The sequence below is a fragment of the Algisphaera agarilytica genome (assembly GCF_014207595.1).
Lineage (GTDB): Bacteria > Planctomycetota > Phycisphaerae > Phycisphaerales > Phycisphaeraceae > Algisphaera > Algisphaera agarilytica.
Genome location: NZ_JACHGY010000001.1, coordinates 1,255,608 through 1,267,697 on the forward strand (window position 1 = coordinate 1,255,608; position 12,090 = coordinate 1,267,697).

Annotated in this window: 8 protein-coding genes; 3 read left to right on the plus strand and 5 right to left on the minus strand. The window is 63.0% G+C overall.

The annotated features are described in order from the left end of the window. Positions 1-2: 2 nt before the first annotated feature. A complete protein-coding gene (lpdA, locus tag HNQ40_RS05375) occupies positions 3-1,400 on the minus strand; it encodes a dihydrolipoyl dehydrogenase (protein ID WP_184676852.1) in 1,398 nt (465 codons plus the stop codon). Positions 1,401-1,599: 199 nt separating this feature from the next. On the opposite strand from lpdA, the gene HNQ40_RS05380 reads away from it, so the two are divergent. Together HNQ40_RS05380 and HNQ40_RS05385 are read left to right on the plus strand one after the other, a co-directional pair. Continuing rightward, the gene (locus HNQ40_RS05380; protein ID WP_184676853.1) at positions 1,600-2,523 is read left to right on the plus strand and encodes a VPGUxxT family thioredoxin-like (seleno)protein, type 2; all 924 of its coding nucleotides are present in this window, start codon (positions 1,600-1,602) and stop codon (positions 2,521-2,523) included. Between the two features lie 288 nt (positions 2,524-2,811). Beyond that, positions 2,812-3,363, plus strand: coding sequence for a hypothetical protein (locus HNQ40_RS05385; protein ID WP_184676854.1), 552 nt, complete (start codon positions 2,812-2,814; stop codon positions 3,361-3,363). Positions 3,364-3,372: 9 nt separating this feature from the next. On the opposite strand, the gene odhB is transcribed toward HNQ40_RS05385, so the two are convergent. Beyond that, on the minus strand, positions 3,373-4,638 hold the full coding sequence (gene odhB / locus HNQ40_RS05390; RefSeq protein ID WP_184676855.1) for a 2-oxoglutarate dehydrogenase complex dihydrolipoyllysine-residue succinyltransferase: 1,266 nt from the start codon (positions 4,636-4,638) through the stop codon (positions 3,373-3,375). 83 nt (positions 4,639-4,721) lie between these two features. Beyond that, positions 4,722-7,595 (minus strand): 2-oxoglutarate dehydrogenase E1 component, encoded by a 2,874-nt coding sequence (locus HNQ40_RS05395; protein ID WP_184676856.1) that lies wholly within the window; start codon positions 7,593-7,595, stop codon positions 4,722-4,724. Between the two features lie 273 nt (positions 7,596-7,868). Here HNQ40_RS05395 and HNQ40_RS05400 point away from each other — a divergent pair, with 273 nt between their 5' ends. Beyond that, positions 7,869-8,720 carry a sulfite exporter TauE/SafE family protein gene (locus tag HNQ40_RS05400; protein WP_184676857.1) on the plus strand — a complete coding sequence of 284 codons (852 nt, stop codon included), beginning with the start codon at positions 7,869-7,871 and terminating at the stop codon, positions 8,718-8,720. A gap of 53 nt (positions 8,721-8,773) precedes the next feature. Here HNQ40_RS05400 and HNQ40_RS05405 read toward each other — a convergent pair whose 3' ends face one another. Continuing rightward, positions 8,774-10,249: a Mur ligase family protein gene (locus HNQ40_RS05405; RefSeq protein ID WP_184676858.1), complete on the minus strand. Its 1,476-nt coding sequence runs from the start codon at positions 10,247-10,249 to the stop codon at positions 8,774-8,776. 91 nt (positions 10,250-10,340) lie between these two features. Next, a complete protein-coding gene (locus tag HNQ40_RS05410) occupies positions 10,341-12,038 on the minus strand; it encodes a CvpA family protein (protein WP_184676859.1) in 1,698 nt (565 codons plus the stop codon). Positions 12,039-12,090: the final 52 nt, after the last annotated feature.

Consider the following 12,090-nt stretch of genomic DNA (forward strand, 5'->3'; position numbering starts at 1 on the left):
AATTAAATGTGGATGGCCCGACCCGCGACACCGAGGGCGGCTTCTTTGACCGCTTCGTTTAGCGTCGGGTGGGCGTGACATGCTCTTGCGATGTCTTCGCTGCTCGCGCCGAAGGCCATGGCGGTGGCGCATTCGGCGATGAGGTCACCGGCCGATTGGCCGAGGATGTGGACGCCCAGGACGCGGTCGGTTTCCTTGTCGGCGAGGACCTTGACGAAGCCATTGACCTCTTCGATCGCGCGGGCCCGGCCGTTGGCCATGAAGGGGAACTTGCCCTTGTTGTAGGCGATGCCCTCGGCCTTAAGTTCTTCTTCGCTCTTGCCGACGCTGGCGATCTCGGGGTGGGTGTAGACCACGCCGGGGACGGTGTTGTAGTCGATGTGGCCGTGGCCGGTGGCGATGATCTCGACACAGGCGACGCCTTCTTCCTCGGCCTTGTGCGCGAGCATCGGGCCGGGCACGACATCGCCCACGGCATACACGCCGGGCACGCTGGTCTTGAAGGTGCCGGGCTCGATCTCGATCTGGCCGCGGGCGTTGGGCGTGATGCCGATGTTTTCCAGGCCCAGGCCTTCGGTGTTGGGCTTGCGACCCACGGCCACGAGCACGCGGTCGGCCTCGACCGGGTCGGCCCCGTCGCGCTCGATGACCACGCCCTTCTTGGTGGTCTTCACGCCGGTGACTTTGCTGCCCAGCTCAAACTTGAGGCCCTGTTTCTTGAAGATCTTCAGGGCTTCCTTGGCGAGCTCGTCGTCCATGCCGGGGAAGATGCGGTCGAGGTATTCGAGGACGACGACTTCGCTGCCCAGGCGGCGCCAGACGCTGCCGAGCTCGAGGCCGATGACACCCGCGCCGATGACCACGAGCTTCTTGGGCACCTTTTGGTAATCGATCGCATCGGTCGAGGTGTCGACGAGGTCTTGCGACAGGTCGATGCCCGGGAGCGAGGCGGGAACCGAACCCGTGGCGATGAGCACGTGCTCGGCGGTGATCGTGTCGTCGCCGACGGTCACGGTTTTGTCGGCGTTGAAGGACGCGCTGCCGTGGTAGGCTTTGACCTTGTTTTTCTTGAACAGGGCGCTGATCCCGCCGGTGAGGGCTTTGACGACGCCGTCTTTGCGTTCGAGCATTTTTTCGAGGTCGAGTTTGACCGAGCCGACCTCGATGCCGTGGTCGGCGAAGTGGTGCATGGCGTCTTCGTACTTCTCGGAGGACTCGAGCAGCGCCTTGGACGGGATGCACCCAACACGGAGGCAGGTCCCGCCCATCGCGGCCTTGCCCGCCACCTGGCCCTTGTCGACGCAGGCGACGTCGAGCCCGAGTTGAGCGGCACGGATCGCGGCGACGTAGCCCGCGGGCCCGGCACCGATGACAAGAAGATCGTGGGTATGTTCAGCCATGCCCGGAGTATATCCCCGGGCCCGTCGGGGTGGGCCCGTCAACGGGATGAAGTTATTTATCGGCCGCGGGAAGATTTCGCCTCCGCCGGGGGTTGTGTCTCCATCACCCCGATTCATGCAGGGACCGTCGCTCAGCCGGGCGGCGCGCCCCTTTCTTGTTGCGGTCTGTCCCCTTGGTCATTTTCGAAAGCGAACTCAGATGAGCCGATTGCTTGTGTTGTGCGGTTTGGGTGTGGCGGTGGTTGCGTTGGTGGTGTCGAGCAACCGGGCCCGAGCGGGCGGGGAAGCCACGGGGGCCGGTGTCGTCAATCCCATCGAGATCGGCACCGTGGCGTGGGGTCGAGACTTCGACGAAGCCTTGAAGCAGAGCGGCGAGACCGGAAAGCCCGTCCTCGTGCTGTTTCAGGAAGTGCCCGGCTGCCAGGGCTGTCAGGACTTCGGCAAGACGGTGCTGACCCAGCCGTTGCTGGTCGAGGCCATCGAAGACGAGTTCGTCCCCGTAGTGGTCTATAACAACCAAGGCGGGCAGGACCGCGAGATCCTGGAGCGCTATCAGGAACCGGCGTGGAACTACCAGGTGATCCGCTACCTCGACGCCCAGGGCAAAGACATCATCCCGCGTGAAGACCGCATCTGGACCGTGGGCGGCACAGCCGAGCGGATGATCGAGGCGTTGACCGCCGCCGAGCGTCCGGTGCCGAAATACCTCCAGGCCGTGGCCGCCGAGGGTCAGAGCCACCAGCACGCCGACAGCGCGTTTGCGATGTTCTGCTACTGGACCGGCGAGACAGAAATCGGCAAGCTCGACGGCGTGGTCGCCACCGAGGCCGGCTGGCTCGACGGCCACGAGGTCACCCGTGTGAAGTACGACCCCGACCAGATCAGCCTGCTCGCCTTGTCCGAGTACGCCCGAGACGCACGTTTCCACGCGACCAAAGTCTACGCTCCGGACGGCGAGGCCAATACGCTCGAGGGCTTCCGCACCGGCCAACTCGACCACACCTACCGCAAGGCCCGTGCATCCGACCAAAACAAACAGATGACCGGCTTCAAAACCATCATGGGCCTACCGAACCTGAACGAGATGCAAAAGACCAAGCTCAACGCGTTCATCCGCAGCTAGCCCGAGAAGGCGCTAGCGTGGTTGAGCCCGCGGCAACTACAGGCTCTAGCACCTCAAGTCGATTCCAGCCAATGATGAATCCTTAGAGCCAAAAAGTGATGAGATGGAATTAGCAATAGATCGGATCGATCACACTAGCTTTGGCGTTTGGCAATTGTCTCGCGCTAATTGATCAACCCTAGCAATTTGAGCCGACATTAATTGCTTGCGCTGCGTATGTTGCCCCGAAGTGATCAAACTTGGCATCCCAAACTCTACCTTTGGGGTGGCACAAGATAAGCTAATGCCATGAAAGCATTAGCTCTCCTCATTTCATTCATGGTTTGTGTCTCGGCACACGCCGCCGAATCACGTGTCTTTAATTGGAGCCACCCCGACTACGGCATCGAGCTGACCCTGGAGGGCCCTTACCTCATTGTCCTCGACAACGTTGTGACCGAATCAGATATGGGCGGCTTGATGTTCGTGCGGGAAACCAAGGACAAAAGCGGAACAGCCCAATTCACCCGCATCGACGAGAACACCACGCCTCACCATGAGTTTGGCATCGAAGACTTCCCGCTATTTGAAACCCTGCCCGAAGCTAAAATTTTTCAAACCGAAGCGATCAAGGTCGGCGATACTCCAGCGACATTGCATCACTTTTCGTACCGAGAAAACGACCGCCATCAATCTCCGGGCACAGGCTACATGCTTGTCAGCGACCTCAATGGTTTCCAATACATCGTCATTGCCATGAAACTTGGCGTGGGCGATGCCACCCGGGACGCCGAATTCGAGGCGATGCTGAAAACCCTGCGGATTTTTCCCGTCGAGGACGAGTCCAAAGCTGAGGACTAAGCGCTCGGATCAAACCTCCATCAACATCCGCGCGGGGTCTTCGATGGTTTCTTTGATGCGTTTGAGGCAGGTCACGGCTTCGCGGCCGTCGACGATGCGGTGGTCGTAGGTGAGGGCGATGTACATCATCGGGCGGACTTCGACGCGCTCTTTCGGCGTGCCGGGGTCGACGGCGATGGGGCGGCGGACGATGCCGTGCATGCCCAGGACGCCGGACTGGGGCGGGTTGACGATGGGGGTGGACAGGAGGCTGCCGTAGATGCCGCCGTTGGTGATGGTGAAGGTGCCGCCGGTGAGGTCGCTGATGGCGAGCTTGTTGGCCTTGGCTTTCACGGCGTAGTCGCCGATGGCTTTCTCGATGCCGGCGAAGGACATGCGTTCGGCGTTGCGGAGGATGGGGACCACGAGGCCCTTGCCGCCGCCGATGGCGATGCCGATGTCGTAGTAGTTCTTGTAGACGATGTCGGTGCCGCGGACCTCGGCGTTGATCGCGGGGCACTGCTTGAGGGCGTCGATCGAGGCGCGGACGAAGAAGGACATGAAGCCGAGCTTCACGTCGTGGGACTTGAGGAACTGGTCTTTGTATTGGCTGCGTAGGGCCATGACGTTGGTCATGTCGACCTCGTTGAAGGTCGTGAGCAGCGCGGCGGTCTGCTGGGCGTCGACGAGGTTGGCGGCGATGCGCTTACGCAGCGAAGTCATGGGGACGACTTCTTCGGAGCGGTCGCCTTGGGGCGTTGCGGGGGTAGGGGTATCCGGGGCTTTGTCGCTGCGCTCCGCAGCCGCCGGCTTGGGTGGGCTCTTGAGGAAGTTTTGGACGTCTTCCTTGAGGAGGCGGCCGCCGGGACCGGTGGCAGGGATGGCGGCGGCGTCGAGCTTGTTCTCGTCGATGAGGCGCTGGGCGGCGGGCATGATGACCGACGCGCCGGGCGTGCCGTTGGAGGCGGCAGGTGCAGGCGGCGTGGCGGCTTCGAGTTTCTCGGCCATCTGCGGCGCGGTTTCGGTCGGGGCCGCAGGAGCGGGTGCGCTGCCCGCGGCGCCTTCTTCGAAGGTGCCGATGACGTCGCCGACGTTGGCGGGGGTGCCCTGGGGGTGGGTGATCTTGACGATCGCGCCGTCGGCAGGGGCGGGGAGTTCGAGGGTGACCTTGTCGGTCTCGATCTCAACGAGCGGGTCGTCTTTGGAGACGGCGTCGCCCTCGGCTTTGAGCCATTGGCCGATCTCAACTTCGGTGATGGATTCGCCGACTTCGGGGACGATCAATTCGGTGGGCATGGTGGAGTCGCTTGCGTGGGGGGAGGGTGGATATCGGGGTGGGCATGCGGGCTGAAGCCCGCACGCCGGGCAGGTTGGTTGGGTTAGAGTTTGAACGCCTCTTGGAGGATTTCTTCCTGTTCGACGGCGTGGGCGGCTTTGCTGCCGGTGGCGGGGCTGGCGGACGGCGGGCGGGTAATGCGTTCCATGTGCCAGCGGTGCAGCAGCTCGTGGCCGTAGCCGCCCTTGAGGAACTGCCAGGCGCCCATGTTGCGGGGCTCTTCCTGGACCCAGTGCACGACCATGTCGTCGCCGTAGGGTTCGAGCGCCGCGGTGAGTTCGGTCACGGGGAACGGGTAGTACTGTTCGAGGCGGAGGATGGCCACGTCGTCACGCTCGAGCTTCTCGCGGCGGGCGATCAGGTCGTAGTAGATCTTGCCGGAGCAGAGCAGGAGCTTCTTGGCCTTGTCGGGGCCGACGTCGGGGTCGCCGATGACGCGTTGGTAGACGTTGGGCTTGTCGTCGGTGCCGGGGGCGAGGTCTTCCCAGGCCGAGACGCAGCGCGGGTTACGCAGCAGGCTCTTGGGGGTCATCACGATCAGCGGCTTGCGCCACTTGCGGACGACCTGGCGACGCAGCAGGCGGAACATCTGGGCGGGCGTCGAGGGCTCGGCGACCTGGATGTTGTCCTCGGCACACTGGTTGAGGAAGCGTTCGAGGCGGGCCGAGGAGTGCTCGGGGCCTTGGCCTTCCATGCCGTGGGGCAGCAGCATGACGATGCCGCTGAGGCGTTTCCACTTGTCCTCGGCACTGGAGATGAACTGGTCGATGATGACCTGGGCGCAGTTGACGAAGTCGCCGAACTGAGCTTCCCAGATGGTCAGGCCGCAGGGGTAGTCGAGCGAGTAGCCGTAGTCGAACCCGAGCACGCCCGCCTCGGAGAGCGGGGAGTTGATGATGTCGATCGGGGCCTGGTCTTCGCTGAGGTGTTGCAGCGGCGTGTAGGTGGTGCCGTCGTCTTTCACGTCGTGCAGCACGGCGTGGCGGTGGCTGAAGGTGCCGCGCTGCGAGTCCTGGCCGGAGATGCGGACGCGGTGCCCTTGCACGCAGAGGCTGGCAAACGCCAGCGACTCCGCGGCGGCCCAGTCGAGCGGGCGCTTGCCGTCGACGATCTCGTTCTTGAGCCGCAGGAGCCGCTTGAGCTTGGGGTGGAGGTTGAAGTCTTCGGGGAGCTGGGTCTGCTTGTGCAGCATCTCCTTGAGCGACACCAAATCGACGCCGAGATCCGGGTCGTGGGCGTCTTTTTCCAGGCCGCCGGTGTAGCCCTGCCACAGACCTTTGGGCTTGGCGGTGGGCTGCTTGAAGTCGTCCGACCGGGCCGCGGTCAGCTCTTTCTCAAGCAGCTCGGTGCGTCGAGTGGCGATGCGTTTGGCGTCGTCGTCGCTGACGCCGCCGAGCTGTTTCAGGCGTTCGAGGTAGGCCAGGCGGACGGTCTGGCGTTGGTCGATCTGCTTGTACATCTTCGGCTGGGTGTAGCTGGGCTCGTCGCCTTCGTTGTGGCCCCGGCGGCGGTAGCAGTACATGTCGATGATGACATCGCGTTTGAATTCGAATCGGAACTCCATCGCGAGCTGGACCACCTGGGCCACGGCCTCGGGGTCTTCGCCGTTGACGTGGAAGATCGGGACCTGCAGCATCTTGCCGATGTCGGTGCAGTAGCGCATCGAGCGGGAGTCGCGTGGCGCGGTGGTGAAGCCGATCTGGTTGTTGACGATGACGTGGACGGTACCGCCGGTGTGGTAGCCCTCGAGCTGGGAGAGGTTGAGCGTTTCCTGGACCACGCCTTCGCCGGCAAACGCGGCGTCGCCATGGATGAGCAGGCCCAGGCCGACCTCGCCGCGGGTGGGGGCTTGGGCGCGGTCCTGCTTAGCGCGAAGCCGGCCGAGCGCGACCGGGCCGACGTATTCGAGGTGCGACGGGTTGAAGCACAGCGACAGGTGGATGTTCTTGCCGCCGCGGGTGCGCCAGTCGCCGGAATAGCCCATGTGGTACTTCACGTCCCCCCCGCCGATGTGCAGCATGGGGTCGGCGTCTTCGAACTCGCGGAAGATGCGCTGCGGACTCTTGCCCAGGATGTTGGCGAGCACATTCAGCCGGCCGCGGTGGGCCATGCCGATGACGATCTCTTTGGTGCCCTGTTCGCCGGCTTTCTCGAACGCGAGGTCGAGCAGCGGGATCAGCGATTCACCGCCCTCCAGTGAGAACGACTTGGCCCCGATGAACTTGCGCTGGATGAACTCCTCGAAGATCACCGCGTCGGTCAGGCGGGTGAGGATGCGGATCTGTTCTTTGCGGGTGAGCTTGACCGTGTTCTCGGTCGACTCCATGCGACGCTGCAGCCACTGGCGTACTTCGAGGTCATCGATGTGCATGAACTGGGCCGCGACGCTGCCACAGTAGGTGTGGGTCATCTGATCGATGATGTCGCGGAGGGTGCGGACCTTGTCGCCGGGCACGGTGCTGGTGAACGAGAACGGGCGGTCGTAGTCGGCCTCGGTGAAGCCGTAGTAGCCGGGCTGGAGTTCGTCGGGGACCTCGGTGCTGGCGGCCAGCGGGTTGAGGTGGGCGGCGATGTGGCCGCGGACGCGGTAGTTGCGGACGAGCATGTCCACGCGGTGCTGCAGGGACGAGGCGTCGCCCGCGGCGGGGTGTTGAGACGGGGTCGGGGCCTTGCCGTTGGTGTGGGCATGGCCGTTGGTGGTCGCGTGGCCGTTGGTGGCCGGGGCCCCGCCGACGTCGAAGAGGCCGCGGGGTTTGAGCGAGGTGCCGACGCGTCGGCCGGTGTTCATGCCCCACTGCGAGAAGAGCTGGTGCCACGACGCGTCGACACTGGTCGGGTCGTCGAGGTAGTCGTTGTACATCGCCTCGACGTAGGCGAGGTTGGCGCTATCGGGAAAAGAGTGATCGGGCTCTACCATGATTGCCTTTCGCCCCTGAATTTGCGTGCCGGGGCAAGTGGGGGCACGGCCGTGGACGGCAACACATCTCAACAACAACCAGAACTGCAGGCCTACTCGTAGCATATCACCAAGCCCGAGCTACACCCACCGGATGATACGTCCTGAGCAAGGAAAAAATCGATCCACGAGTTATCGGTATCCTTGACCCCGTCGCTTCGCATGGCCGGACCCGGATTCGACCGTGATTTGGCCACGTCTTTGCCCCGCCTCTCCCCGAAACCCCCTACGCACATGTTCGATGCTTACAGCCTTTACGAACTCGTCCTGGTCGCCCTCCTGGGCCTGGGCGCGGGGACCCTGGGCGGGATGCTCGGCGTGGGCGGCAGCGTCGTTATGATCCCCGGGCTGGTCTTCATCCTCGGCCGGGCCACGGGCACCGAGCAGCACCTCTATCAGGCCAGCGCGATGATCGCCAATGTTGCGGTGTCGGTCCCCGCGGCGCTGCGTCACCGCCGGGCCGGGGCGATGGACCGGCGGGTGCTGCGGTGGATGCTGCCCGCGGCGCTGGTCTGCATCGTCATCGGCGTCACCCTGAGCAACCTCCCGGTGTTCCACGGACAGGAAGGCGGCATCTGGCTGGGCCGTGTGCTCGCTCTGTTTCTGCTGTACGTGATCTATGTGAACGTCCGGAAGCTCATGACCCCGAAAGCGTCCGCCACGCCGCAGGACGAAAGCGCCACCGATGAACACGTGACCCCGGGGCGGAGCACGCTGGTCGGGACGATCATGGGCACGACCGCCGGGCTCATGGGCGTGGGCGGCGGCGGGCTGGCGGTGCCGTTGCAGCAGACGCTGATGAAGCTGCCGCTGCGGACGTGCATCGCCAACAGCTCGGCGGTGATCTGCTTCAGCGCGACCCTCGGGGCGATCTGCAAAAACGCCACCCTCGCCGAGCACGCCACGGCGGGCAACACCTCGCTGTCCTGGCAGACCGGCCTGACCCTCGGCCTCCTGCTCGCCCCCACCGCCTGGCTCGGCGGCCGCCTCGGCGCCACGCTCACCCACCGCCTGCCGCTCCGCACGATCCGCATCGCGTTCATCGCGCTGATGGTGGTGGCGTGCTGGAAGATGGCGGCGATCTAAGCCCCAAACCGCATCTCTGTATCTAAAGCCCGGGGGGGGGGCGCCCCCGGACTTTACCCCGCGCCGTACTGCTTCACCAACTCAATAAACCGTTCCCCTCGCTCCTCGTAATTCGCAAACTGATCCCACGACGCACACCCCGGCGAGAGCACCACCACCTGTCCTTGCACCGCTCGGGACACAGCTTCGCGAACTGCACTTTCGATGCTTCTACAACTGCGTGCTATCGATACATGCTCTGCTTCAAATACCGAAGAGTTCGTAGTGGCAATAGGCAATTTATGCTTTTGGCCATCCCAGCTGGCGGCCTCGATTGCTCCATGGAAAATCACATCACCCGTGTCCCCAATGGTATAGATGCAAGCACATTGGGTAGATGCATGCTGTGCAAGCTGAGAGAGATCACTCCCTTTGTCATAGCCGCCAAGAATGATATGAACCGTACCCGTCTCGAAGGAATCAATGGCCAGCATCGAAGCTTCAGGAGTTGTAGATTTAGAATCGTTGTAGAAACGAACACCTTTAGATTCCGCAACATATTCCAGACGATGAGGCAGTCCAGGAAAATCGCCGAGGTCCAACAAAGCTGTTTTGGCGGTAGAAACAACCTTTGCTTCCCGCACCGCGTAAGCAGCCTGCCAGCCATTTCGAACGTTATGACGACCAGGAAGCAATAAGCGTGTATTCGGAGGAAGAGTATCTTCGACGACTGTTACGGTGTTTCCAGGCCTATCCTCTAGTGAGTCCCCTGCCACCAAACAATCACCAGTCTCTTGGTATTGAAATATTGCCTGCTTCGCCGAGACGTAGCTCTCCATCGACCCGTGCCAATCGAGGTGATTGGGGCTGATGTTGGTAATCACCGCGACATGGGGCGACCACTCGTCTTCGCGCAAGCCTTCGAGCATAAAACTCGACAACTCCAACACGACCCAATCGTCATCACGGATCGACTCGACGAACGGCAACAGCGACCCGCCGATGTTCCCGCCCATCCACACGCCGGGGCTTTCCAAGCTTCTGCTTGGCGTCTTGGCGTCTTGGCGTTTTGGCGTTAAATCGCCCCAGTCCCCGCAAGGCGTCTCGCCGTCCTGCCCCAGCACCTTCCGCAGGATGTGGGCGGTCATCGCGGTGGTCGTGGACTTGCCCGCACTACCCGTCACGCCGATGGTGCGCAGGCGATTCGGTAAGTGCTTGACCAGCAGCCGGATCTCGCTGGTGATGGGAGCACCCGCCGCCCGGGCGGCACTTACAAACCGGTTGTCCGGCTTCACCGCCGGGTTCACCACGAGCAGGTCACACGCCGTGAAGTCGCTCTCGTCGTGCTCGCCCAGCCGATACCGCACCGCCCCGCTCGCTTCGAGGTCGGCCAGCTGCGCGACCGAGTCTTTCAACTCGTCCGCGGGCAACATGTCGGTGATCAGTACATCCGCGCCGCGCTCGGCGAGGAAGCGTGTCACGCCCACCCCGCCGCCGAAACGGCCCAGGCCCATAACGGTGATCTGTTTGCCCTGATACTCGGTGATCATGCCCCGCATGATACTTCGACAAGCACCGCCGCCACGGCGATCAGCGATCGCCCGCTAAACGGCCCAGCGGATGGGGAAATCAATGCAGAGGTTAGGGTGCGGTGTAATCGATCGACTGGATGGCGTTGCCGATCTGGTACGACTCGATGGTGACCCCGCGTTCGAGACGCCAGTAGACGTACAACTCGTCGCCGTCCTTCATTTCGTTGAGCGGCAGATCGGTGTTGCTGGTCAGGGCGTCGGTTTTCTCCACGCGGATGCGTTGCCGACCATCGGACATCTTCAGGACGTAAGCGAAGGGGAAATACTCGTCGCCACTGACCGTGACCAAGCGGATAGGCTGGACGGTACTCTGCGCGGCGCCAATGCTCGTAGGCGTGAATTTGGTGATCTGGGCCCGCAAGGCGCTAAGGCTTTCGTTCACCGCTACGCGATCAACGGAGTTCCCCCTGCCGCCTGCACCGCTACCGACAACGGTGTTTCCACCAAGCACCTCGGCGTCGCCATCTTCTTTGGAATAGGTCAGGCCTTGGGCTTTATTCTTAGAGACTTTCGCGGGCAACGCGGAGGTGGATTCGATGGCCACGATTTTGTGGGTCGCGTAGCCGACAGGATCGGTGGTGATCGCGGTGCTGCCCTTGGGGGCAGGTGTGGCTGCACCGACGTTGACGCTGGAGGGGTCGGCCAGGGCGCCAACCAGCGGTCCGAAATCGCCGCCATCGAGCAGCTTGGCTTCGGGCAGTTCGAAGCGTGTGTTTCGGAGCATGGCATACGCGGGCTTATCGCGGTCACCGAGGCTGAAGACCCAGTTGATATCCAGCGACGGCTTACCCGCCGCGGAGGCAAAGATGCTACTGTTGTTGATGGCGTAGAACTGCATGACGCCGTTGGGGTCGGGGCGGGAGAAGCCGATCGGGGCGACCGATTCCCAGGGCCCCTGGCCGCTGTCGACCAACAAGCGGACCTGCGTAGGGGGAACGCGGAGGATGCTGTCGCTGTCGTAGGTCGCGGCGCCGTCGCCCTTGGTCCAGGTTGTTTGGATCATGACCAGCTTGTCTCCGGCCGCGACGTTGCGTCGGCCTTCGAGATAGGCGTTGGCTTCCGTGCCGATGCCTGGCACACGGTCGTCGGTGAACAGGGCTAAGCCCTCTTCTTTGATCGAGACGGTATCGGGCGAGATGACCAGTGATTGGTTGGGGTCGTACCACTTGGCCAGGCGGTGGACGACCGCGGCCTTGGCGATATCCGGCTGGTAGTAGGCCAACGGCGTTGAGGTGCCGAACGCGCCAACCGAGAGACGGTTGTAGAAGTTAGCCGTCATCGAGTCCACCTTGAGCCAGAGCTTGCCGCCCTCGGCGGTCGGCACGACCTCGCCGACGGTGTTGACTTCGAAGGGCGCCCATCCCGCGATGTTGCTGGGCAGCGGCAGGAAGCTGATGCCGATCAGGGTGATGCCCGCGGTGAGGATGCCGCTGCAAGCGCCGACCGCTGCGCCGACGATCTGGTTCACCAACCGAGGGAACTGCATGTTCCCCCCGATCAGATTGTCCAGCGCCTGACGAAGCACGATCAGGAACACCGCGAACGGCAACACCAGCCCCACGCCCCACGCGTATGCGGGCAGGAACCCGATGAACACATTGCTCACGAAGATCTCCCAGAACGCAAAGGCCAACGCGCCTGAGGCGATGACCACCAAGAGGTGGAGCAACGCGGAGAACAGCCCGTAGGTCGACCACATGACGGCCATGGCGATCACGAAGACGATGATGATGAGGTTGATGATCATATTTGGTGCTGGATTGAGGGGATGCGTGTAGGAATCGTCTCGCCGGACGAGC